Source organism: Caulobacter sp. BE264 (assembly GCF_031457805.1).
Taxonomy (GTDB): Bacteria; Pseudomonadota; Alphaproteobacteria; order Caulobacterales; family Caulobacteraceae; genus Caulobacter.
Genome location: NZ_JAVDXI010000005.1, coordinates 285,216 through 306,462, shown reverse-complemented (window position 1 = coordinate 306,462; position 21,247 = coordinate 285,216). Strand labels below are relative to the sequence as shown.

General features: G+C 67.6%; 23 protein-coding genes, 1 pseudogene and 1 riboswitch. Of the genes and pseudogenes, 7 read left to right on the top strand and 17 right to left on the bottom strand.

The annotated features are described in order from the left end of the window. Positions 1–164: 164 nt before the first annotated feature. Positions 165–253: riboswitch (glycine riboswitch) on the top strand. Between the two features lie 384 nt (positions 254–637). Then, complete coding sequence (locus tag J2X45_RS14345; protein WP_310215851.1) at positions 638–3,040, top strand: TonB-dependent receptor; 2,403 nt, start codon at positions 638–640, stop codon at positions 3,038–3,040. A 79-nt stretch (positions 3,041–3,119) separates the two neighbouring features. Here J2X45_RS14345 and J2X45_RS14340 read toward each other — a convergent pair whose 3' ends face one another. From J2X45_RS14340 to J2X45_RS14315, 6 genes are all read right to left on the bottom strand, one after another. After that, positions 3,120–4,514: a S41 family peptidase gene (locus tag J2X45_RS14340; protein WP_310215848.1), complete on the bottom strand. Its 1,395-nt coding sequence runs from the start codon at positions 4,512–4,514 to the stop codon at positions 3,120–3,122. A 113-nt stretch (positions 4,515–4,627) separates the two neighbouring features. After that, on the bottom strand, positions 4,628–5,683 hold the full coding sequence (locus tag J2X45_RS14335; protein WP_310215845.1) for a peptidoglycan DD-metalloendopeptidase family protein: 1,056 nt from the start codon (positions 5,681–5,683) through the stop codon (positions 4,628–4,630). A gap of 16 nt (positions 5,684–5,699) precedes the next feature. Next, positions 5,700–6,164 (bottom strand): 23S rRNA (pseudouridine(1915)-N(3))-methyltransferase RlmH, encoded by a 465-nt coding sequence (gene rlmH, locus J2X45_RS14330; protein WP_096054103.1) that lies wholly within the window; start codon positions 6,162–6,164, stop codon positions 5,700–5,702. Between the two features lie 167 nt (positions 6,165–6,331). After that, positions 6,332–6,763, bottom strand: coding sequence for a ribosome silencing factor (rsfS, locus tag J2X45_RS14325; RefSeq protein WP_168193729.1), 432 nt, complete (start codon positions 6,761–6,763; stop codon positions 6,332–6,334). Positions 6,764–6,883: 120 nt separating this feature from the next. Then, positions 6,884–7,534: a nicotinate-nucleotide adenylyltransferase gene (locus J2X45_RS14320; RefSeq protein ID WP_310215842.1), complete on the bottom strand. Its 651-nt coding sequence runs from the start codon at positions 7,532–7,534 to the stop codon at positions 6,884–6,886. After that, positions 7,500–8,774 carry a glutamate-5-semialdehyde dehydrogenase gene (locus J2X45_RS14315; RefSeq protein WP_310215840.1) on the bottom strand — a complete coding sequence of 425 codons (1,275 nt, stop codon included), beginning with the start codon at positions 8,772–8,774 and terminating at the stop codon, positions 7,500–7,502. Before J2X45_RS14315 ends, J2X45_RS14320 begins: the two co-directional genes overlap by 35 nt. A gap of 184 nt (positions 8,775–8,958) precedes the next feature. On the opposite strand from J2X45_RS14315, the gene J2X45_RS14310 reads away from it, so the two are divergent. Then, on the top strand, positions 8,959–9,174 hold the full coding sequence (locus tag J2X45_RS14310; protein WP_310215839.1) for a DUF4287 domain-containing protein: 216 nt from the start codon (positions 8,959–8,961) through the stop codon (positions 9,172–9,174). A 4-nt stretch (positions 9,175–9,178) separates the two neighbouring features. Here the strand turns inward: J2X45_RS14310 and J2X45_RS14305 are convergent, their stop codons facing one another. Genes J2X45_RS14305 through J2X45_RS14290 form a run of 4 tightly spaced genes read right to left on the bottom strand, consistent with a single transcriptional unit; the run spans position 9,179 to position 11,374 of the window. Next, complete coding sequence (locus J2X45_RS14305) at positions 9,179–9,442, bottom strand: hypothetical protein (protein ID WP_310215838.1); 264 nt, start codon at positions 9,440–9,442, stop codon at positions 9,179–9,181. 56 nt (positions 9,443–9,498) lie between these two features. Next, positions 9,499–10,338 (bottom strand): aldo/keto reductase, encoded by an 840-nt coding sequence (locus tag J2X45_RS14300; RefSeq protein WP_310215835.1) that lies wholly within the window; start codon positions 10,336–10,338, stop codon positions 9,499–9,501. 20 nt (positions 10,339–10,358) lie between these two features. Continuing rightward, positions 10,359–11,015 carry a Pr6Pr family membrane protein gene (locus tag J2X45_RS14295; protein ID WP_310215834.1) on the bottom strand — a complete coding sequence of 219 codons (657 nt, stop codon included), beginning with the start codon at positions 11,013–11,015 and terminating at the stop codon, positions 10,359–10,361. Then, positions 11,012–11,374, bottom strand: a complete 363-nt coding sequence (locus tag J2X45_RS14290; protein ID WP_310215833.1) for an MmcQ/YjbR family DNA-binding protein — start codon at positions 11,372–11,374, stop codon at positions 11,012–11,014. Before J2X45_RS14290 ends, J2X45_RS14295 begins: the two co-directional genes overlap by 4 nt. 29 nt (positions 11,375–11,403) lie before the next feature. On the opposite strand from J2X45_RS14290, the gene J2X45_RS14285 reads away from it, so the two are divergent. Next, on the top strand, positions 11,404–12,264 hold the full coding sequence (locus J2X45_RS14285; RefSeq protein WP_310215832.1) for an NAD-dependent epimerase/dehydratase family protein: 861 nt from the start codon (positions 11,404–11,406) through the stop codon (positions 12,262–12,264). A 96-nt stretch (positions 12,265–12,360) separates the two neighbouring features. Here J2X45_RS14285 and J2X45_RS14280 read toward each other — a convergent pair whose 3' ends face one another. The 4 genes from J2X45_RS14280 to J2X45_RS14265 form a co-directional block, all read right to left on the bottom strand. Next, positions 12,361–12,867, bottom strand: coding sequence for a YkgJ family cysteine cluster protein (locus tag J2X45_RS14280; protein WP_310215830.1), 507 nt, complete (start codon positions 12,865–12,867; stop codon positions 12,361–12,363). Positions 12,868–13,057: 190 nt separating this feature from the next. Continuing rightward, positions 13,058–13,588 (bottom strand): hypothetical protein, encoded by a 531-nt coding sequence (locus tag J2X45_RS14275; protein ID WP_310216061.1) that lies wholly within the window; start codon positions 13,586–13,588, stop codon positions 13,058–13,060. Positions 13,589–13,593: 5 nt separating this feature from the next. Then, positions 13,594–13,947, bottom strand: a complete 354-nt coding sequence (locus tag J2X45_RS14270) for a VOC family protein (protein ID WP_310215828.1) — start codon at positions 13,945–13,947, stop codon at positions 13,594–13,596. Between the two features lie 44 nt (positions 13,948–13,991). After that, positions 13,992–14,651 carry a methyltransferase gene (locus J2X45_RS14265; protein ID WP_310215826.1) on the bottom strand — a complete coding sequence of 220 codons (660 nt, stop codon included), beginning with the start codon at positions 14,649–14,651 and terminating at the stop codon, positions 13,992–13,994. A 15-nt stretch (positions 14,652–14,666) separates the two neighbouring features. Here J2X45_RS14265 and J2X45_RS14260 point away from each other — a divergent pair. Continuing rightward, positions 14,667–14,791: pseudogene (locus J2X45_RS14260) on the top strand (hypothetical protein); the annotation flags it as partial. Here J2X45_RS14260 and J2X45_RS14255 read toward each other — a convergent pair. Both J2X45_RS14255 and ubiA read right to left on the bottom strand, forming a co-directional pair. Continuing rightward, complete coding sequence (locus J2X45_RS14255) at positions 14,787–15,731, bottom strand: fatty acid desaturase family protein (protein ID WP_310215824.1); 945 nt, start codon at positions 15,729–15,731, stop codon at positions 14,787–14,789. The pseudogene J2X45_RS14260 and the gene J2X45_RS14255 sit on opposite strands and share 5 nt — an antisense overlap. A gap of 71 nt (positions 15,732–15,802) precedes the next feature. Then, positions 15,803–16,750, bottom strand: a complete 948-nt coding sequence (gene ubiA, locus J2X45_RS14250; RefSeq protein WP_310215822.1) for a 4-hydroxybenzoate octaprenyltransferase — start codon at positions 16,748–16,750, stop codon at positions 15,803–15,805. Positions 16,751–16,879: 129 nt separating this feature from the next. Here ubiA and J2X45_RS14245 point away from each other — a divergent pair, with 129 nt between their 5' ends. The 3 genes from J2X45_RS14245 (at position 16,880) to J2X45_RS14235 (ending at position 19,429) form a co-directional block, all read left to right on the top strand. Beyond that, positions 16,880–17,137 carry a hypothetical protein gene (locus tag J2X45_RS14245; protein ID WP_310215820.1) on the top strand — a complete coding sequence of 86 codons (258 nt, stop codon included), beginning with the start codon at positions 16,880–16,882 and terminating at the stop codon, positions 17,135–17,137. Positions 17,138–17,206: 69 nt separating this feature from the next. Beyond that, positions 17,207–17,500 (top strand): DUF454 family protein, encoded by a 294-nt coding sequence (locus J2X45_RS14240; protein WP_310215817.1) that lies wholly within the window; start codon positions 17,207–17,209, stop codon positions 17,498–17,500. A 135-nt stretch (positions 17,501–17,635) separates the two neighbouring features. Further along, positions 17,636–19,429, top strand: coding sequence for an ABC transporter ATP-binding protein (locus J2X45_RS14235; RefSeq protein WP_310215815.1), 1,794 nt, complete (start codon positions 17,636–17,638; stop codon positions 19,427–19,429). Here the strand turns inward: J2X45_RS14235 and J2X45_RS14230 are convergent. After that, a complete protein-coding gene (locus tag J2X45_RS14230; protein ID WP_310215813.1) occupies positions 19,410–21,158 on the bottom strand; it encodes a DUF4153 domain-containing protein in 1,749 nt (582 codons plus the stop codon). The two genes, J2X45_RS14235 and J2X45_RS14230, sit on opposite strands and share 20 nt — an antisense overlap. Positions 21,159–21,247 lie beyond the last annotated feature (89 nt).

Sequence of the window (21,247 nt, the reverse complement as noted above, 5' to 3'; positions counted from 1 at the left end):
GATATGGTTAACGAGATATGGCCAGCGCCGATCCAGGGCGCGGCGCGGCGACGCGGGCGCCGCTGAAATCATCGTTTTCTGCAACAGACGCGAGCGCAGGCGTCAAGCTGTCGAAAAGTCTTCCGGACGCGGATTGACGTTCCTGACTCATGCTCGTCCCCTGAGGGCCTCTCGCGGGAGAGACCGGGCCTCGCCCGGCGCTGAAGGCGAAACCGCCCCGGAAACGCTCAAGCAAAAGGACCGCGCGAGACGTTGAACGCTGGAAAGCAGGGCGCTAGAGCGCGAGGCTCTAGCCGCCCTCGCCGAAGGAGCAAGGCCCGCCGGCCCTTGGCCGGCTGCTGAATCTCTCAGGCGCCAAGGACAGCGGGGGCAGAAGGCGTGTCGCTTCGGCGCGTCCAAGCCCCTGTGTGTCATCACTAGCGTATAGCCTCCGTAGATGTTCCGTAATTCAGTAACGCGATCGCCGGTCGGGCTTTCGCGGTTAAGTCGTTTCGATTCGATTATAGAATATTGATCGTGACTTAAAATCAAACAGATGTTGCATAAGCTTTTGACGAAGTGGTCTTGTTTCCATGTTTTTATTTCCAGAGGGTTTACCTGGATTTTCCCCCTTGTGACGCTGAGCGGGTCAACATGATTGGGGATAGTCATGACTTCTCGCAGACCCGCCCGCGACGCCGCTCGCTTTAAGGCGCTCCTCCTGGCCGCCTCCTTGTTGGGCGGCGCGACCGCCGCGTCCGCTCAGGAGGCGGACAAGGCCGCCGAAGTCGACGCCGTGGTGGTGACAGGCAAGCGCCTGTCGGAGGCCAGCGTCGCCATCGGCACCGATCGGGCCACCGCGACCGTCTCGATCACGCGCGAGGCCCTGCTGTCAGCCCCCGCCGGCATTACGGGCCTGAAGATGCTGGAGAGCCTGCCGGGCTTCAACGTCCAGGCCAATGACGCGCTGGGCATGTACGAATTCGGCAACTCGGTCTCGGTGCGGGCCTTCAACTTCCAGCAGATCGGGTTCCTGCTGGACAACATTCCGATGGGGCGCAGCGACCAGTTCGGCGGCAGCCCGATCTATCGCTATGTCGACAACGAGAACCTGCTGCGGGTGACGGCCTCCTCCGGCGCCGGCGACGTGGCCCTGCCCAGCTACGCGTCGCTCGGCCCGATCGTCGACTACTTCACCCAGGCGCCGTCTCAGGAGGCGGGGGGCGCGATTAGCCAGACCTTCGGAAGCGACGACCTTCGCCGCACTTTCCTGCGGCTTGAGATGGGCAAGGTGGGACCGCTGTCGGGCTATGTGAGCGGGTCGTGGATCAAGGGCGACCTGTGGCGCGGCCCCGGCACGATCGATCGCAAGCACTATGAGGGCAAGCTGAAGTACGACCTGCCCAACGGCGGTGACGTCACCTTCCAGACCGTGCACAACGACTATTTCGACTACGACAGCCCGTCGATCACCAAGGCCCAGTACGCGGGGACGGCTGGCGATCTCTTCGGTCGCAAGGGCCGCTATTTCGCCTATCTGGGCGTGCCGCCGACGTCGGTTCCGTTCGGCACGGCGATCACCATCCCCACCGCCAGCCTTCCCGAAGCGGTGGCGGGCGTGCCGTACTCCAACGCCGGCTACGCGCAGTACTACAAGTTCGCGATCAACAAGCGGAAGGACCACCTCTATGGCCTGACGCTGAACACGCCACTGGGCGAGAGCCTCGACCTGACCACCACGGCCTATTACGAGGACAAGGGCGGCTACGGCGTTTCGCCCGAGGCCTACGCGACATCATTGGCCAGCCACAACGCCCAGCGCCTGATCGTGCCGGGCCTGTTCGCGCCCAAGGGCATCCAGTACGGCCTGTCGGGCGTGGACGGCATCCGCCAGGGGGTGACCGCCAAGCTGGCCTGGCATGTCGGCTTCAACAAGATCGAGGCCGGCCTCTGGCTCGAGAACGACGACTATCACCGCACTCAGAACCGCTACAATGTCGAGGGCGGCAACCCCGACGGCGCGCCGCTCTTCAACGAGCGGGTTCACGCCCAGCGCGACTACAAGTCGCTGCGCGAGACCAAGCAGTTCTTCCTGAAGGACACCCTGACTCTGATGGACTCCAAGCTGAAGCTGGAGCTCGGCTTCAAGGCGACTGACATCGACTACAAGATCTCGGGCTATCGCAACCCGAACGACTATATCAACCGCCGTCGCCCGATGCTGAAGGACAACTGGAAGGACAGCTTCCTGCCCCAGGTCGGCGGGGTCTACAGCCTGACCGGGCGCGATCAGGTGTTCGCCTCCTATTCGGAGAACATGGCGCTGCCCCGCGGCGCCGACGACATCTTCTCAGCCGCCAGCCCGACGGTCGCGGGCCCCGATCCCGAGACCTCGACGAACTGGGAGCTTGGCTATCGCGCCAACCACAAGACGTTCAACGCTTCGGTCGTGGTCTATCAGACGGAGTTCAAGAACCGCCTGCAGTCGTTCGCCGCTCTGGTGCCAGGCGGCGGCGGGATCACCGAGACCTTCTTCCAGAACGTCGGGGCGGTGCGGGCCAAGGGCGTCGAGTTCAGCGGCCAGTGGAAGCCGGAGTTCCTGGCGGGCAAGGCCTATTTCAACGCCAACGTCTCGTACAACAGCGCCAAGTTCCAGGACGACGTCCTGAACTACCGCGCCAGCACGACGGCGGCGGCCACCACCCTGGCCATCGCCGGCAAGAAGGTGCCGGACTTCCCCGACTGGGTCGTTCAGGGCGGCCTGACGGTTGAGCCCTTCGACGGCCTTCTGATGAACGTCTCGGCGCGCCATCTGGAGAGCCGGTTCACCAACTTCATCAACAGCGAGAAGGTCGGCGGCTATACGATCGTCAACGCCTATATCGACATCGGCGACGGCTTCGCAGCGGGGCCGTTCAGCCAGATCAAGGCGCGGGTCAATATCGATAACCTGCTCGACAAGGACTATCTGGGCACGATCAGCACGACGGTGAACACCGCCGCCAGCTTCCGTTCCGCGCCGCCGAGGACCGTGCAGTTCACGATCTCGGCCGACTTCTAGAGACAGCCGCCCTGAAACCGAAAACGCCGCCCCGGAGACCCGGGGCGGCGTTGACGTTTGAAGGGTTCGGGATCGTCGCCTACTTGACCTCGGTGACCGGCGCCTTGCCGCCGGCCGCCGCAGCGGCCTTGGCGGTGACCTCGGCGACCTTGGCGGCCGGCTTGGGCAGCTTCGGCGTCTTGGCGACGCCGCCAGCCTGCAGCACCGCGATCGCGCGTTGCAGCTGGAAGTCGCCCTTCTTGTCGTCAAAGCCGGTGGGCGGAGCCTCGGCCGGCGCGTGCGGCGCCACCCGGGTCTTGCCCTCGTCGGCGTTCAGCGCGTTCTTGAAGCTGGCCTCGCTGAACCAGACGCGGTTGGCGATGTCCTGGGCCTGGTCGCGGGTCTGGGCGACCTCGAGGTCCGGCGCGATGCCGGTCTTCTGGATCGACCGGCCGGACGGCGTGAAGTATTTGGCCGTGGTCAGTTTCAGCGCGCCGTCGGCGCCGCCGCGCAGCGGGATCACGGTCTGCACCGAGCCCTTGCCGAAGCTGGTCAGGCCGACCACCTCGGCGCGCTTGCGGTCCTGCAGGGCGCCGGCCACGATCTCGGCCGCCGAGGCCGAGCCCTGGTTGATCAGGACAACCATCGGAAGGCCGTTCAGCATGTCGCCGCCCCGGGCGTTGTAGCGCTGGATGTTGCGCGGATCGCGGCCGCGCTGGCTGACCACCTCGCCACCGTCCAGGAACACGTCGGCGACGCCGACCGCCTGGTCCAGAAGACCGCCCGGATTGTTCCGCAGATCCAGGATCAGGCCCTTCATCTTCGGGTTCTTGGACTTCAGCTCGTTGACCGAGCTGGATAGGGCGTCAGTGGCCTTTTCGTTGAAGCCGGGCAGGCGGACATAGCCATAGTCGCCCTCCATGCGGGCGATGGCGGCCTTGGGCTTGATCACCTCGCGCACCAGCTTGACGTCGAACGGGTCGGTCTTGTCGCGCGCGATGGTGAGGGTGACGGCCTCGCCGGCCGTGCCGCGCATCTGCTTGACCGCTTCGTTGACGGTCAGGCCCAGAACGCTCTGGCCGTTGACGGCGGTGATGTAGTCGCCGGCCTGGATGCCGGCGCGCGAGGCGGGGGTGCCGTCCATCGGCGAGATCACCTTGACCACGCCCTCTTCACTGGTGACCTCCAGGCCAAGCCCGCCGTACTCGCCGCGCGTGGTGTCCTGCATGTCTTCGTAGCTATCGGGCGACAGGTAACCCGAGTGCGGGTCCAGGCTGGTCAGCATGCCGTCCAGCGCCGCTTCGATCAGTTTTTTGTCATCGACCTCGGTGACGTACTGGTCCTCGACCGTGCCCAGCACGTCGCCGAACAGCTCCAGCAGCTTGTAGGTCTGGGCCTTCGGGGCGTTGTTCGCCTGGGCGATGGGACTGATATAGGCCATCGTTCCCGCGCCGAGGACGAAGGCCGAAACGCCAATGAGCAGGTACTTGCGCATAAAGGCCCAGAAGGCTCCCTAGCGGCGCGCGGCGCCGCAAACCGTGTTTAGCCCCGACCAACCCTGTCCGTGACCGGAGGTATAATTACGGCCACAATTACTGAAAAAGTCGACTATCGCGACTCCTGTTTCAGCCAACGCTCCGGATCGGCCGGCTCGCCGTTTTCCCGAACCTCCATATAGAGCTCCGGCTCGGAGGATACAGGGGCAGGCATCTTGCCGACCGGGGCGCCAGGCGCGACAGATTGTCCGGGCGAGACGGTGATCTGATCCAGGCCCGCCAGGACGACGTGATAGGCGCCTTGCACCCGCAGGATCAGCACCGCGCCCCAGCCGTTCAGCGCGCCGGCGTATTCGACGACGCCGCCTGCGGGCGCGGCGATGGTCGCGCCTCTTTCAGGCCGGAGCGTCAGGCCCGGCGATTTGCCGCCTGCGGTCATCTCCTGGCCAAAGCGACGGATGATCGCGCCCTGCGTCGGGGGGCGAAGGGAGAGCGGGCCGCTGGGCTGTGCGTTTCCGAGACCGTCGGTCAGGGCGCCGAGGGTTTTCAGTTCGTTGGCCTGGGTCAGGGTCTCCTGAGCGTAGGCGCGTTCCAGCTCGGTCTTTTCGATGATCAGCCGTTCGATCTCGCCCTTTCGGTCGGCGACGACGCTTTCGGCGGTGAACAGCTCGGCCGACGCGGCGGCGGCCTCGCGGCGCAGCGCCCCGACCGCGACGGCCTGACGGCCATAGGCGTCGGCTCTCTGCTTCAGTTCGGGCGTCATCGCCCGGATCAGGATGGCCGCCCGCACCGCGTCGCGCGCGTCGCCCGGCGAGACCAGCAGGGCCGGCGGCGGATCCCGGCGGAACATCTGCAGCGCTGAGAGCAGGCGCGACAGGCGCTGCCGGTTCTGCCCAAGGTCGCTGAGGATCTTGTTTTCGCGCGCGTTCAGCGCCTCCAGCCGCGCGCGCTTGGCGTCGACATCCACCCCGGCGGCGATGCGGGCGTGGTCCAGTCGATCAAGCTCGGCCCGCAGATCCTCGATCTCGCGCCGGGTGTCGGCGGCGAGCTGGCGGTCCTTGGCGCGTTGAGCCTCGAAGGCGGCGTCGGCGCGCTGCCAGCCGACCACGATCGTGGGCGCGGCCAAGGCGAGAGCGCAGACGGCGAAGATGAGTCGCGAGCGGGACATCGCCGCAACTCTTGCCTCAATCACGGTGGTAGGGCGAGCCCGACAGGATGGTGGCGGCGCGATAGATTTGTTCGGCCAGCATGGCGCGGGCAAGGGCGTGCGGCCAGGTCTGGACGCCGAAGGCCATGGTCTCGTTCGCCGCCGCCAGGATCGACGGGTCAAGACCGTCGGCCCCGCCGATCAGGAAGACCACGCGGCGGTTCCCATCATCGCGCAGGCGCGCCAGATGATCGGCGAAAGCGCGGCTCTTCCAGGCCTTGCCGTGTTCATCGCAGGCTACGACGTAGGCGCCCTCCAGATGCGGGCGCAGCACCTCGGCCTCGGCAGCCTTGCCAGGCTTTCTGGCCTCGACCTCGAGGATATCCACGGGGCCGAGCGCCAGCGCGCGGCCGGACGCGGTGGCGCGGGACGCATAGTCCAGCGCCAGCTGCGCCTCGACCATGCGGCCGAGCTTTCCGACGGTGAGGATGGTGATCTTCATCGCGATAGCTCTAGAGCCTTTAGCCTGGAATCGGAATCGATTTCAGGCGCTAAAAAGGCTCTAAATCAGATACTTAGAGCGTGAGAATAGCCGAAACCGGTTCCCACTTTCGGCCTCACGCTCTAGGCCGTCACTCGCGAGGGAGCGACGGCCGAGCGAGGACAGGATCAGTTCGCCGCAGTGCGGTGCGGGGCGTCGACCGCCCAGATCTTCTCGATGTTGTAGAAGCTGCGCACTTCGGGGCGGAACAGGTGAACGACGACGTCGCCGGCGTCGATCAGCACCCAGTCGCAGTGCGGCAGGCCTTCGACCCGCGCCTTGCCGAAGCCGTTTTCCTTCAGGGCGCGCAGGATATGGTCGGCCAGCGCGCCGACGTGACGGTGCGAACGGCCCGACGCCACGATCAGGCTGTCGGCGACCGAGCTCTTGTCCGTCAGGTCGATGTGGACGATGTCCTGGGCCTTGTCGTCGTCAAGGCGGTCGAGGATGAGGCGCTCCAGCGCCTTCACGTCGAGAACCGGACTCAGGCCCGGGGATTCAGTCGAGGACTCGGCGCCGGCCGGGCCTTCGTGCGCACTTTGCGCGGGGTCGCTACGCAGCGGATTGCTCCTTATGGGGTCGCTGTGGATAGCCCTCATAGCACGGAATTGGGCGAAACGTGAGGGGGTGATGGCCGAACGGCGATTTGCGGGCGCTCCGAAGCCCTCACGCAACGCTTCTCAGCCCTTCTGCCGCGCCCGCATCGCGGTCGAGGAGGCGAAGTTCAGCGGGCCCGTCAGGTAGACCCAGGCCGGCGATTTGGCGTCCGGCAGGCGGGCGGCGGCGCTGGCCGGCCAGCGGGCGAAGGCGAAGCGGCGAGCGGCGGGTGAGGTGCGGGCCTTCAGCGCGATCCAGGGGCGCGAGATCACCGCCACGGGCACTTCGCGCATGATCTGGGTCCAGCCGCGCCAGCGATGGAAGGTCGCCAGGCTGTCGGCGCCCATGATCCAGACGAACTTCACGCCGGGATAGCGGGCCCGCAGCACGCGCAGGGTGTCGATCGTGTATTGCGAGCCCAGCCGCGTCTCGGCGTCGGAGACGATCATACCCGACGCGCGCGCCCAGCGGCGGGCGTTGGCCATGCGTTCGGCCACCGGGCGCGTCTCATGCGAGGGCTTCAGCGGATTTTGCGGCGACACCAGCCAGATCACGCGGTCCAGCTCCAGGCGGCGCATGGCCGTCTCGGCCACGTGGGCGTGGCCCTCGTGGGCCGGGTTGAAGCTGCCGCCGAACAGCCCGACGCGCATCCCGGGCTCCAGGTGGAACCCCAAGCGCTGGGCGTTGGGCCGGCCGGCCTCAGGGACGAGTCTGGCCGGTCCCGCGAACCACATACTTGAACGTCGTCAGTTGCTCGGCCCCAACCGGGCCGCGGGCGTGAAGCTTGTCGGTGGCGATGCCGATTTCGGCCCCGAAGCCGAACTCGCCGCCGTCGGCGAACTGGGTCGAGGCGTTGACCAGGACAATGGCGCTGTCGACCTCGGCGATGAAGGCCTCGGCCGCGGCGGCGTTCTCGGTGATGATCGCGTCGGTGTGGCCCGAGCCATACGAGGCGATATGCCGCGCCGCGCCAGCCACGCCGTCGACCACGGCGACGGCCAGGATTGGGGCCAGGTATTCGGTGGTCCAGTCCTCGACCGTGGCTTTTTTCATCGTCGGTTCGATGGCGCGGGCGGCGGCGTCGCCGCGCAGTTCGCAGCCGGCCTTGATCAGGGCGTCGGCGATCGGCGGCAGAAGCTTTTCGGCGGCGGCTGCGTCGATCAGCAGGGTCTCGGCCGAGCCGCAGACCGACACGCGGCGCAGCTTGGCGTTCACCACCACCTCGACGGCCTTTTTCAGGTCGGCGTCGGCGTGGACGAAGACGTGGTTGAGGCCTTCCAGGTGGCCCAGCACCGGGGCGCGCGCCTCGGCCTGGACGCGGGCCACCAGGCTCTTGCCGCCGCGCGGAATGATCAGGTCGATGGTCTTGTCCAGCCCGGCCAGGATCATGCCGACGGCCGCGCGATCGGGCGTCTTCACCGCCTGGACGGCGCCGGCAGGCAGGCCGGCTTTCTGGAGCCCGCGGACGATGGCGGCGTGGATGGCGAGGTTGGAGTGGATGCACTCCGACCCGCCGCGCAGGATCACCGCATTGCCCGAGCGCACGCACAGCGCGGCCGCGTCGGCGGTCACGTTGGGGCGGCTTTCATAGATCATGGCGATGACGCCGATCGGCGTGCGCACGCGGGCGATGTCCAGGCCGTTGGGCCGGGTCCAGCGCGAGGTGGCGACGCCGACAGGATCGGGAATGGCGGCCACGGCCTCGACGCCGGCGGCCACGCCTTCCAGACGTGCGGCGTCCAGGGCCAGGCGGTCCAGCATCGGACCCGACACGCCGTTGGCCTCGGCGCGGGCCAGATCCTTGGCGTTGGCGGCCAGGATGGCGTCGGCGTCCTCGCGGATGGCGACGGCCATGGCCTGGATGGCGGCGGTGCGCTGTTCTGGCGTGGCGAGACGAAGCGCGCGCGCGCCCTCGCGGGCCGTCCGGCCCATCCCCGCCATGATCGCCTGAAGGCTCGCGCCCGCGTCGTCCATCTCGTCCCCGCCTTGCCTTGGGAAGGTTATGCTCAGGTTGAGGCTTACCTAAGCGCTTTCAGGGGCGAGCGAAACCGCGTTCGTCTGAAAACGGAGGGAGTTTTGGTCACAGTCTTTCCCGCGGAGTTGCGCAGTGCGGCCGCGCGACGCATCAGTAACGCGTCAAACCGGGGAGGCGCGCTTCATGTCCGACACCAAGGTGAAGGGACCGGCGTCCTACTTCCCCTCGATCGAGAAGACGTACGGGCAGCCGATCGCTCACTGGCAGAAGATCGTGCGCGACGCCTACCCGGCCAAACACATGGACCTCGTCGCCGTGCTGAAGAGCGTGCATGGCCTGGGCCACGGGCACGCCAACGCGATCGTGGCCTACACCTTGGCCGAGGACGGCCTGAAATAGCCGCCTACTTCGCGTAGACGATCCGGCACTCGCCCTCGACCGTCGTGTAGCGGCCGTTGGCGGCGTCGACGAACGAGATGCGGCCGCCCTCGTCATACTCAACCTTGCCGGTCGAGCGGCCGGCGAAGGTCTGGGTTCCGTAAGACCAGCAGACGATGTCGGCCGGCTTGTCGTTCCACGTCGCCGCACGCCGGGCCTGCTTGCTCTCGGTGCAGGCCGAAAGGGCCGGAAGGGACAGGACGGCGAGAGCGACGACGGCGAGGCGCATGGGTGGTCTCCGAGTGAGCGGCGATTAAGAGCGTGGATCGGACCGAGGCGCCACCCTTAGTCCGCATCCCACTGATAGGCCTTGTCCAGCCAGTCGCCGATCCGGCCGTCGGGACGGGCCAGGGCGTGGATGCGGGTCATCTCGGCGTCGGACAGCTCGAAATCGAGCACATCGAAGTTCTCGGCGATCCGCGCCGGATTGCTGGTGCGGGGGATGGCGATGATCCCCTGCTGGATGATCCAGCGCAGGGTGACCTGACCGGGCGTCTTGCCGTGGGCGCGGCCGATCTCGATCAGCACAGGGTCCTGCGCGACCTTGCCCTGGGCCAGCGGCGACCAGGCGGTGATCGAGACGCCCAGCTGGTCGGCCTTGGCCTTCAGGGTCTTCAGCGACAGGTAGGGGTGATACTCGACTTGGTCGGTGGCGATCGGGGCGTCCGACAGCTTGGCGGCCTCTTCGAGCAGCGCCGAGGGGAAGTTCGACAGACCGATGGCGCGGGTCCAGCCCTTGGCGCGGACCTCGTTCAGGGCCTTCAGGGTTTCGGCCAGCGGGACCTCGGGCTTGGGCCAGTGCAGCAGCAACAGGTCGACATGGTCGACGCCCAGCTTCTCCAGGCTCTTTTCGGCCGAGCGTTGCAGGTCGCCGTCGGCGAACTTGTCGATCCAGACCTTGGTCGTGAGGAAAATCTCGTCGCGCTTGACGCCGCTATTCTTGATCGCCGCGCCTACGTCGCGCTCGTTGCCGTAGATCTGGGCGGTGTCGATGTGGCGGTAGCCGACCTCAAGCGCCTTTTCGACCAGGGGGACGGCGGTCCCGTTTTCCAACTGCCAGGTACCAAAGCCCAGGGCGGGCATGAGAACATCGCCCGAGCGGACGGCGGGAACGAGCTTGGACATCGATAACTCCGGAAGAGGCGTCAGGCCGATATGGGTTCGCCCTGGCCGGGCGCCACCCTGGCCCTAAGGCGGAAGAGGGCGATGAAGATCAGGGCGCCCAACGCAAAGGCCACGCTCATCTCCACCATGGTCAGAAGCACCTTGGGATAGCCGCGCTTGGCGACGTTCATGAAGGGGTACGGATACCAGGTCGTCAGCGCGCCATGGGCCAGGGTCCAGACGCCGAACAGGGCCGGAAAGGCCATGGCCTTGGCCGCGACGATCCAGCGCGCCGGCCCTTGCCCGCCGCGCAGGGCCACGTCCAGCAGGAAGGCGATGGGCGTGATGGTGTGCAGGATGGTGTCGGAGACCTTGCGCAGGCCCTGCGGGTCCCACTGCCAAGCCAGTAGGGTGTGATAGACGACCGCCGTGATCGCCAGATAGGTCGTGATCGCTGCGCGCGGCCCGCTGCGTTCGGCCCAGGCGGCGAAGGCGCTGCTGGGCGCGACCAGAGGCGCGGTCAGGGCGGCGGCCGCCAGCATATTCGTCAGGATCGTGAAGTAGCTGAAGAACTCGACCGACTTCACCGCCGCCGAGACCAGGGTCTCGTCATAGACCATCAGGCCGTACTGCAGGGCGGGGCCAAGGCAGGCGATCAGCGCGATCAGAATGCGCCAGAGCGCGAGCGGGCCTTTCATCGAATCTCCGTCGGATGGGCTGCGTCCCAGGCCTTTAGCACTGACTTGGGCGCCGTGGCGCGCCACTGGCGCATCACCAGTCGCTCCACCGTGCCGGGGTGTGCGCTCGCCAGGCGGACCAGGACGTAAGGATAATTCCGGAAGTGGTCGGTGAAATGGAACACCTCGGGCTCGGCCTCGAGCAGCATGTCGCGTTCGTCGAAGGGCACGGCCGGACAGACCAGGCTCTCGCCATCTTCGAACAGGCGGGTCAGGAACTTGCCATGCGCTTTCAGGCACGGCCGGCCGTAGGCCGTGCCGTCTTCGACGCCCGGCAGGCGGAACGCAAAGGCGCGAACCTCGTCATAGGTCATGGGCAACCCCTCCCGGCCGGGACTATAGGTGGCCCATGGACGCTGAGAACCCCCTGAAGACGCCGGTGCTGGTGCTGGGCGCGACCAGCCTGATCGGCCGCCATTTGATGGCGCGCCTGAAGGACGAGGGCCTTGACCCGGTCGCCTTCAGCCGCCGCCCGCCGTCGGGCGACGCCTGCTGGGTCGGCGGCGATCTGAAGGATCCGGATCTGGACGAGCGCCTGCCGTTGGCCGCCACGGTGTTCTCGCTGTCGCCGATCTGGCTGTTGCCGCCCGCGCTGCCGGCGCTGAAGGCGCGGGGCATGGCGCGCTTGGTCGCCTTTTCCTCGACCAGCCGGTTCACCAAGACCGACTCGCCGGTCGCGGCCGAACGCGCGGTGGCGGTGGCGCTGGCCAAGGCGGAACAGGCGCTCGAGACGTGGTGCGCCGCCAACGGGGTCGCCTGGACGATCCTGAGGCCCACCCTGATCTATGACGAGGGCCACGACGAGAACGTCAGCCGTATAGCCCGGCTGGTGCGCCGCTTTCATGTGATGCCGCTGTCGGGGGCGGGGGAGGGCCTCCGTCAGCCGGTCCACGCCGAAGACCTGGCGACTGGCGCCTTGGCCGCTGCTCACGCGCCAGCCGCGCAGAACCGGGCCTATGACCTCGTCGGTGGCGAGACAGTCAGCTACCGCGTGATGGTCGACCGCGTGTTCGAGGGCCTGGGCAAGACGCCCCGTAGCCTGCCAATGCCGACCTGGCTGTTTGGCTTGCTGATGCGCCTCGCCAAGCCGTTCTATCCCGGCGCCACAACCGCCATGGGCGCGCGCATGGGCCAGGACCTCACCTTCGACTCATCGGACGCTGCGCGGGACTTTGGCTGGGCCCCGCGAGACTTCCATCCCCGGTTCTAGAGCTCACGACCTGACTGGGTCAGGCCGTGAGCTCTAGTGTTTATTTTGGCGCATTTTTCTTGACGCGAACCGGACCCACTTCGCTCGAAAAATGCTCTAATCCACGTCAGCCAGCACCATGGCGAAGGGCGTCAGACCGTCCTCGCCCTCGACATAGCCGCTGACCAGCTTGCGATCGGGCGGCAGGACGCCCAGGTCGATATCCTCGGTCGGAAACACCACGATGCGGCGGTCGCCGATGCAGACCACCAATTCAAAGCCCTCCAGCGCCCGACGCGACATCGACTTGATGTACGAATAGTACGGTTCGCGCTTCCAGGCGGCGGGTTTGCTGGCGTCGACCACCACATTCAGCCGCTTGCCGTCGCGATCGACATACATGACGAAACCGGCCTTGTCGGGACGCCATTCGTCGCCCAGCCGATCCTGGGTCAGCCACAGACAGGTGAAGGCCCGGCAGGCGGTCGGGCGGTGTTCGTAGAAGCCGCAGCCGCCTCCGCCCTTCCTGAAATGCCCGCACCAGGCGCCTTGGGGCTTTTCCAGGGCGTCGATCGCCAAGACCTTGCAGCACAGGCCGCATGATCCGCAGCTCTTGTCGACCATCTCGCCCAATCCCCTAACGCCCGATCGTCAGGCGACGGACGTTAGCGCCGCTGTGTGACGGTTTGATGCGGGCGGCCGCTAGGGCGTGACGCCGAAAGTGGGAACCGGTTTCGGCGTAAGTCACGCCCTAAGTGTTTGATTTAGAGCCTCGTTATCGCGTCAAAACGATACCGTTTTGACGCGCGAGGCCCTAGGCCTTCGGACAGGCTGAGCGCGTCAGGGCGTAGCTGGCGAAGGCGCTTTCCTTGCCGCCGCCGGGGACGACGATCGTCCAGGTCAAGCGGTCGCCGTCGCGCCGCCAGCGATTGAGGAAGCTGGCGTCGGGATAGGCGTAGGCGATGTCGAAGCCGCCGGGCTGGACCTCGCCCTTGCCCACGGCGGTGGCGTCACCGCCAAAGCTGTCGGCCCAGAAGCCCGAGACGCCGGTCGCCGGACCCGCCTTGGGCGGCGCGCCGCGACCGGCCAGAATCAAATGGGCCACATAGCGGTCCGCGGGATCAGCCTTGGCGTGGCTGTCGGCGTCGACGGTCATCAGGGTTCCGAGGGCGGCTGGACGGGCGGCGAGCGTGATCTCAACCGGCTTGCCCATCACCTCGCCCTCGCCGCGCCAGCAGCCCTCCAGCGCGCGGACCTCGGCGGGGACCGGCGCCGGCGGCGGATCCTCGGCTTGGGCGGCGCCGGCGATCGGCAGCAGAAGCAGGCCAAGGCCCGTCAGACGCATAGACACTACTCGACCCCCGTCGCGCTCCAGACGCCCAGCTCGTTACCCGACGGGTCGGTGAAGTGAAAGCGACGCCCGCCCGGGAAACTGAAGATCGGCGCGGTGATCACGCCGCCGGCCGCCGTGACCTTGTCGAGCATCGCCTCAAGGTCGTGGGCGTAGAGGATGACCAGCGGCTTGTCGCTGGAGCCTTCCTGCGGCTTGGCGAAACCGCCGTCAGCTCCTTGGCCCTCGAACGCGACATAGTCGGGGCCGTAGTCGACGAAGCTCCAACCAAAGGCGGCGGAATAGAAGGCCTTGGTCGCCGGCAGGTCGCCGCCGGGCCACTCGATATAGTCGATCTTGCCGTCTTCGCGCATGGTGGTCTCAGCTCCATATGTTCCCGAATTGTTCTAGTTTGCCGTCAGGGCAGAGTCCAGACGCTGGTGCGCTTGATCGCCATGTCCTCCAACTCGCGCGTCGTCTCCACCTGGTACTCGGCCAGCTTCAAGAGGTCGTCCTTGCGGAAGTAGGTGCGGCCCGGATCGCCGATCAGCACCGTCGAGCCCTGGGCGCGGCCGCGCCGCAGCCAGTCCATCACCGCCTCGGTCATGGGCTTTTCGTAGCAGATGTCGCCGGCCAGCAGGACCTGCGCCGCCGGCGGCGGCCCGTCCAGCAGGTTGGCCTCGGTAAAGGCGACCGCGACCCCATTGGCCTCGGCGTTCAGGGTGACGGCGGCCTCGCAGAAGACGTCGATGTCATTGGCCAAGACGCTCGCCGCTCCGGCCTTCATCGCCGCAATGGCCACCAGGCCCGAGCCCGTGGCGAAGTCAAAGACGGTCTTGCCGGCGACGGTTTGCGGATGATCGAGGATGTAGCGCGCCAGGGCCTGGCCGCCGGCCCAGGCGAAGGCCCAGAAGGGCGGCGGCAGGCCGATCTCCTCCAGCGCCTCCTCGGTCAGCTTCCACAGCGGCGTGACCTCGTCGGCCAGATGCAGCACTAGTTCGGGCGCATGCGGCGGCGACAGAAGCTGGGTGTTCTGGCGAATGAAGGCGCGACGGCCCTCCAGGGTCTGGACGATCATGGAGGGGGTTAGAGCATCGCACGCCAGGTCTGGGGAGCCGAAATCCTCGTCCTTCGACAAGCTCAGGATGAGGATTTCGGGCGCGGCGCCGGATCAGGCCTCACCCTGAGCCTGTCGAAGGGCGAGGCCGGCGGCTCAGGCGGCCGCCGGTTTGCTCGATGCGGCCTTCAGCACGCTCAGATAGCCCGGCGCGGTCAGCATGCCCTGGGTCAGGCCCTTCTTCTCCAGCACCCGATGCGCCAAAGGCAGGTTCCAGCACGGGGTGTGCATGAACATGTGATGTTCGGCGTGGAAGTTGACGTAGTAGGGCGCGATCAGGGCGCGCTCGATCATGTTGGCGTTCGTGGTGCGGGCGTGGCGGAACGGGTCGGGCTCGTCCTTGGCCACCAGGGCATGCTCGGCGATGTTGCGCAGGCGCGTGACCAGCGGGAACCAGGTGGCCATCGGTACGATCCAAAGCGCCAGCCACGCCCACCACAGGCCCATGGCCGACAGCGCCACCAGAATGCCGAGGTTCCACAGCAGGAACGGCTTTTGCCGCGCGATCTCGCCGGCGAAGATCGCGCCCTTGGGCGCGTCGCCCTTCATCTTTCCGAGCAAAGGCCCGAAGCGCTGCTTGAAAAAGGTCTGGCCCGTCAGGTCGCGAACGACCTTGCGCCACAGCGAGGCGCGGGTCGTCGGGAAGGGCGCCGAGAGTACGAGGTCAGGATCCTCGGCCTGCTGGGCGTACTTATGGTGGCTGAGGTGATAGGGCCGATAGCTGGCCAGCGACGCGCCGGTCGGCGCCGCGCACAGCCATTCACCCAGCCAGTCGTTGATCTTGAGATTGGGATGCAGCCCGCCATGCGCGGCCTCGTGCATCAGGATCGCCAGGCCCAGTTGCCGCGCGCCGATCAGCATCACGGCCAGCACGTAGGTGAGCGGATTGGGGAAGGCCACGAACAGCGCCCCGGCGGCGAGGATCACCCCCCAGGCGTGGACCACCATCCACACGCCGCGCCAGGACGAGCGCGCGGAAATCCGCGTCCATTCCTCGGGCGTGAATAGGTCCTGCGGTTTGACACGCGGAGCGACGGCCATGCGATGAGCATCGCACAGTCCGCGCGGCCTCGACAGCATGACCTTAGGTCACGGTCGGGCGGGGTTCACGGCTAGAAGCTCACGCCCGGCTTCCAGAGGCCGGCCACCAGGCCCGCGAACACCAGCAAGCCCGCCAGCGCGTTCGACTTGAAGAGCTTCAGCGCGCCGGGACCATCCTCGATCCGCACCGCGGCGGCCTGGCGCGACAGGTGCACGGCAAACAGGGCCGCCAGCGGCAGGAACAGCGGGCCGATGTTCCCGATCCAGCCGGCGATCACCAGCAGGATGAAGCTGACCAGATAGAAACCCGCGACGCCGATCTGGACGTGTTGGCCCAGCCGCCGGGTCGAGGACTTGATCCCCGCCAGGGCGTCGTCCTCGATGTCCTGGATCGCGTAGATCGTGTCATAGCCCAGGGTCCAGAAAATGCCTGAGGCGTAGAGCAGGGCGGCGGACCACGACAGATGCCCGGTGGCGGCGGCGTAGCCCAGAAGGGCGCCCCAGTTGAAGGTCAGGCCCAGCCACGCCTGCGGCCACCAGGTGATCCGCTTCATGAACGGATAGGCGGCCACGAGGGCGAGCGACAGCACGCCCAGCAGGATCGCGGTCCAGCCCAGGCAGATCAGAATGAGAAAGCTGGCCAGGCAGCAGCCGGCCACGAACAGCCAGGCCTGCTTGACGCTGATCAGCCCCGCCGGGATCGGGCGCATGGCGGTGCGGGCCACCTGGGCGTCGAAGTCGCGGTCGACGATGTCGTTGAACGCGCAGCCGGCCGCCCGCATCAGGGCCGCGCCGACGAACACCGCCAGCAGCAGCAGCGGATTGGGCCAGCGGCCCTGTTCGGCGGCGGCCAGGGCGATGCCCTGCCAACCGGGCAGCATCAACAGCCAGATCCCTACCGGCCGGTCGAAGCGGCCCAGCTTCAGCCAGGGCCGCAGGCGCTCGGGCGCGTGGCGGTCGACCCAGTTGGTGGCGGCGGCGTCGGGCAGGACGCCCGAGGGGTTTTGCGTGGCGCTCATGGGGCGAGGCTTAACCTGCGATCCCGATCACGTCCCATAGGGAAGATCGATTGGCCTGCGAAAAACGATCAATTGGATTTATCTGGCGTTCGGCGCGAAGGTCCGGTCACACCCCGAGGAGACCTCGCCATGACCCTGTCATTCTTTTCCGGCGCTGTTCTTCGCGTTTGCGCCTGGAGCCTGCTGCTGGCCGGCGGCGCGGCCGGGATCGTGCTGCCGCACCCGGTGACCACGGCCTTGTGGGCGGCCGCAGCGCGCCTGTTCGCCAAGGTGGGAGACAAGGCCATGGTCGCTCGCCTGATCTCGGCGACCAAGTTCGGGCCGCGCATCCGGCGCGGTCTGGCCCAGAGCCGCCGCGCCGCGCCCACGCGCCTGCGCCTTGCTTAAGGGCGGGATGTCTTGCGAGCCGCTCTCAATTTTCTCGACAGCGGGGTTTCGGGGCGCGAGGATCGGCGCATGGCCATCGCCGTCCCGGATCGCCGCTCGCGCCGCCGTCGCCTGACCCGCGTCGAGCGTTGGGTGCTGGACGGGATGGGCGGCGCGCTGCTGGCCACCGGCGCGGTCGGGGCGGTGGTGCCGGGCATGCCGACGACAGTGTTCTGGATCGGCGCGGTGCTGTGTTTCCTAAAGACCCGACCCCACGCCGTCCGCCCCATGCTGCGCGTGCCGGTGGTGGGCCCCGCGATCCGCTGGTTCCTGCGCTGGCGGCCGTTCGGCGGCGGGCGCAGGAAAGGTAAGCCTCTCCCATAGGGAGAGGAGGGACCCGCCGCGAAGCGGTGGGAGGTGAGGGGTTTCGGCATCACCGCGCTCCGTCGGCCGACTTAACCCCTCTCCCCAGCCCTCTCCCTCTGGGAGAGGGAGCCAAAAAGCCCTATCTCCCGCGCCATGACCGACTTCCTCGAGGACGAAGACGAGACCGGCGCCAAGAAACGCGCCCTGTCCAATCGCCAGGTGCTGGGCTTTGTCGCCCGCTTCTGGAAGCGGCGGCCGGTGCTGTTTGGCCTGGGCGTCGGCCTGACCCTGGTGGCTGTGGCCTTCGATCTGGCGCTGCCCTACGCGGCCGGACACCTCGTCGACACCGTCGCCACCCAGCCGCGCGGCGATGGGCAGGCCTGGTCGGCCCTGGCGATCTTTGTCGGCGTCTATTTCGCCTTCGCGGTGGTGCGCAACATCGCTCACCGGTTCTGGATCCCGCTGGCGGCCCGGAACATGGAGGAGATGACCAACGAGAGCTTCGCCAAGGTGCAGGCCTTCTCGTCGGACTGGCACGCCGACAGCTTCGCCGGCGCGACCGTGCGCAAGCTGACCCGCGCCATGTGGGGCTATGACAGCGTCACCGACGCGGTGACCATCTGGCTGGGTCCGGGGGTGATCGTGCTGATCGGCCTGTCGGTCGCCATGCTGGTGCGCCAGCCGCTGGCGGGCGTCATCTCGCTGGTCGTGGTGGCGGCCTATCTGACAGTGAACCTCGTCATCACCGAGCGCTATGTGCGGCCCAGCAACCTTAAGTCCAACGCGCTGGATTCGAAGATCGGCGGGGCCCTGGCCGATGCGGTCACCTCCAACCCTACCGTCAAGAGCTTTGGGGCCGAGACCCGCGAGGCTGAGCGTCTGGCGCAGGTGACGGCGCAGTGGCGCGACGCGGTGATGGTCACCTGGAACCGCTTCACCGACGTGTGGCTGGGCCAGAACCTGCTGCTCGTGGTGCTGCAGGCCGGCCTGACCGGGGCCATGGTCTGGGGCTGGGCGCAAGGCACGGCCACGCCAGGCGACGTCGCCTTCGCCATCACCGCCTTCATGCTGATGAGCGGCTATCTGCGCAATCTCGGCGAAAACATCCGCATGCTGCAAAAGGGCTTGGACGACACCGAGGACGTCGCGGCCTGGACCCGCCTTGCGCCGCAGATCGCCGATGATCCGAACGCGCCCGACTTCCAGCCGGGTCCCGGCGCGATCGAATTCAAGGAGGTGACCTTCCGCTACAAGGCGGCCGGCGCGCCGCTGTACGACCGGTTCAGCCTGAAGATCGCGCCCGGCGAGCGGGTGGCGCTGGTCGGGCCGACGGGCTCGGGCAAGTCGACCTTCGTCAAGCTGATCCAGCGCCTGCACGACCTGCAGGACGGGGCGGTGGTCATCGACGGCCAGGACGTCTCCAAGGTGAAGCAGGCCAGCTTGCGCCGCGCCATCGCGGTGGTGCCGCAGGACCCGGCCCTGTTCCACCGGACGCTGTTTGAGAACATCGCCTACGGCAAGCCGGACGCCACCCGCGAGGAGGTCGAGGACGCCGCCATCAAGGCCCGCGCCCACGACTTCATCCTGCGCCTGCCCAAGGGCTACGACACCCTGGTCGGCGAGCGCGGCGTCAAGCTGTCGGGCGGCGAGCGCCAGCGGGTGGCCATCGCCCGCGCCTTCCTAGCCGACGCGCCGATCCTCGTCCTGGACGAGGCGACCTCTTCGCTGGACGTCGAGACCGAAGGCCACGTCCAGGCCGCCGCCGAGGCGCTGATGGAAGGCCGCACCACGATCGTCATCGCCCACCGCCTGTCGACGGTGCGCGGCGCCGACCGGATCCTGGTGTTCCAGGGCGGCCGCGTCGTCGAGGAAGGCCGCCACGCCGAGCTGACCGCCAGGGGCGGGGTCTATGCTCGGCTCAACGCGATCAGCGCGGGGGTGGTTTAGCGCTGATCTCGCAACCCTTGCTCGCCGGCTGCAGCGCCAGACGCCGCCCGTTGAGGATCAGGTCGCGGCGGGCGACAGGCTCGCTCAGGCTCGGTGCGCTAGCCTTCATCCAGGCTTCCAGGTCGTAGGACTCGCAGCCCACCGTCGCCACTGAGGTGAGCCGCCAGGTCCGATCCGCGCCTTCAGCGAAGACCTTCAGGCGGTCGCCCTCAGCCAGCAGGACCTCGTCCTTGCCGTCGGCGTCCACGTCGGTGATCAGCGCCGGGCACTGCATGGCGGTGAAGGTGCAGTTCGAGCCCGAGGGCTTGGACCAGTCCTGCGTGACGAAGCTCTCGGGCAGCGTCTTGCCCGCCGGATAGACGGCCATGGCCTTGAAGTTCGGCCGCGCCTCCTCCGCCGCGACGCGCCTTTCCGTGCTGGCGGCGGCCTCACGGGCCCGCTTGGCGATCTCGCCGTTAGGATGGGTCTTCAGCCGCTCCAAAGCCTCGCGCCCATAGCGACCGGCGTCGAAGCGCAGGAACTGGAAGTCAAACTTGTCCGCCGCCACCTTACCGGCCTCCAGGCGCTTGACCTGGCTCGCCACCGACAGTCGCGCCGGGTCGGCGATCGGGGTGAAGAGGGCGATCAGCAGCAGCACGCAGACAGCGGCCATCAGCGGGTTTGTCCGCTCCAGCGGCTTCATCCATGGGCCTGGCTTCACGGCGGCGAGCGCGTAGCCGATCGTGAAGCCGATCGCGACCAGCAGGAAGACGCCGGCGAACACCCGCTCGGGCGTCAGGCCATACTGATCAACGCGCAGCCACAGGGCGTACCCGGCCAGGATCACGATCGGGATCAGCAAGAGGCCCGCGATCCGCGCCGCGAGGCGGGGGATCAGGTGGGGCGGCTCGTCGCCGTCCTGATAGGCGGCGTTGATCAGCAGGATCAGGGCGGCGGCGGCGGCCAGCAGCAGGGCGGTGGCGGCCTTGGTGCCCCACAGCGGCGCCAGGCCCGTGAAGGGCAGGGTGGCCAGGAAGCCGCCGCCGATCAGCACCATCAGTGGCAGCAGCCAGGTGAGCAGGGTCAAACCGACCGTCAGCGCGCCGCGCACCAGGCCCGCGCGGGCCTCGGTCAGCTGCACGGCCATGTGGACGGCGGCGGCGAACATCAGGCCGGTGGCCGGGAAGGCGAAGGCGGTCTCGCCGATCAGCTTGCCGATGGCCTCGATCCCGATCAGCTTGAAGAGGGCGGCGGCCAGGAACAGCAGCAGCCAGAAGGCGCCGGTGAAGGCCAGCGACAGCGCCAGCCGCACGCCGTTGGTCCAGGTCAGGTCGAAATAGGCGGGGTAGGGTGCGACGGGCTTGCCGGCCGCGTCCGCCGGCTGAACCAGATGGTGGGCGATGAACAGCATGGCCGCCGTCGCCAGGAACAGCGGCGGCGACAGCGGGCTGACGCCGATCCGATCGGGCGCTGCCCCGACCCAGGCGGCGTGAACGGCCAGGACCGCCGTGACGGCTGTGGCGATGGCTGTCCAGACCAAGAGGCTCCCGCGACGCATCGCCGACAGCGCCGCCAGCGGCAGCAGCGGGATCATCAGCACGCAGACCAGCAGCGGCGCGTAAAGCATCGGCTGTGTCGCGGGCCAGGCCTTGGACTCGTCGGCCTTCTGCAGAAGGAACAGCAGAACGCCCTGAGCCAGGCCTATGGCCAGGCGCAAAATGGCGGCGTCGCGCGATCGCGTGGCGTCCATGACAAAGTCCTCCCGTGCGCGGGCACACCATCACGTTGGCGCAAGGTTGTGAAGCCGCGCGCCTTGGCCTAGCACTTTCGCCCTCAGTG

Bases quoted from the DNA above. Each gene is read 5' to 3' on its own strand.
- J2X45_RS14340 (WP_310215848.1), bottom strand. From the start codon at position 4,514: ATGCGCAAGTACCTGCTCATTGGCGTTTCGGCCTTCGTCCTCGGCGCG.
- rlmH (WP_096054103.1), bottom strand. From the start codon at position 6,164: ATGAAGATCACCATCCTCACCGTCGGAAAGCTCGGCCGCATGGTCGAG.
- J2X45_RS14335 (WP_310215845.1), bottom strand. From the start codon at position 5,683: ATGTCCCGCTCGCGACTCATCTTCGCCGTCTGCGCTCTCGCCTTGGCC.
- J2X45_RS14305 (WP_310215838.1), bottom strand. From the start codon at position 9,442: ATGCGCCTCGCCGTCGTCGCTCTCGCCGTCCTGTCCCTTCCGGCCCTT.
- J2X45_RS14235 (WP_310215815.1), top strand. From the start codon at position 17,636: ATGACCGACTTCCTCGAGGACGAAGACGAGACCGGCGCCAAGAAACGC.
- J2X45_RS14245 (WP_310215820.1), top strand. From the start codon at position 16,880: ATGACCCTGTCATTCTTTTCCGGCGCTGTTCTTCGCGTTTGCGCCTGG.
- J2X45_RS14270 (WP_310215828.1), bottom strand. From the start codon at position 13,947: ATGCGCGAAGACGGCAAGATCGACTATATCGAGTGGCCCGGCGGCGAC.
- J2X45_RS14315 (WP_310215840.1), bottom strand. From the start codon at position 8,774: ATGGACGACGCGGGCGCGAGCCTTCAGGCGATCATGGCGGGGATGGGC.
- J2X45_RS14285 (WP_310215832.1), top strand. From the start codon at position 11,404: ATGGACGCTGAGAACCCCCTGAAGACGCCGGTGCTGGTGCTGGGCGCG.
- J2X45_RS14280 (WP_310215830.1), bottom strand. From the start codon at position 12,867: ATGGTCGACAAGAGCTGCGGATCATGCGGCCTGTGCTGCAAGGTCTTG.
- J2X45_RS14240 (WP_310215817.1), top strand. From the start codon at position 17,207: ATGGCCATCGCCGTCCCGGATCGCCGCTCGCGCCGCCGTCGCCTGACC.
- J2X45_RS14265 (WP_310215826.1), bottom strand. From the start codon at position 14,651: ATGATCGTCCAGACCCTGGAGGGCCGTCGCGCCTTCATTCGCCAGAAC.
- J2X45_RS14300 (WP_310215835.1), bottom strand. From the start codon at position 10,338: ATGTCCAAGCTCGTTCCCGCCGTCCGCTCGGGCGATGTTCTCATGCCC.
- ubiA (WP_310215822.1), bottom strand. From the start codon at position 16,750: ATGAGCGCCACGCAAAACCCCTCGGGCGTCCTGCCCGACGCCGCCGCC.
- J2X45_RS14310 (WP_310215839.1), top strand. From the start codon at position 8,959: ATGTCCGACACCAAGGTGAAGGGACCGGCGTCCTACTTCCCCTCGATC.
- J2X45_RS14320 (WP_310215842.1), bottom strand. From the start codon at position 7,534: ATGTGGTTCGCGGGACCGGCCAGACTCGTCCCTGAGGCCGGCCGGCCC.
- J2X45_RS14295 (WP_310215834.1), bottom strand. From the start codon at position 11,015: ATGAAAGGCCCGCTCGCGCTCTGGCGCATTCTGATCGCGCTGATCGCC.
- J2X45_RS14275 (WP_310216061.1), bottom strand. From the start codon at position 13,588: ATGCGTCTGACGGGCCTTGGCCTGCTTCTGCTGCCGATCGCCGGCGCC.
- J2X45_RS14255 (WP_310215824.1), bottom strand. From the start codon at position 15,731: ATGGCCGTCGCTCCGCGTGTCAAACCGCAGGACCTATTCACGCCCGAG.
- J2X45_RS14230 (WP_310215813.1), bottom strand. From the start codon at position 21,158: ATGGACGCCACGCGATCGCGCGACGCCGCCATTTTGCGCCTGGCCATA.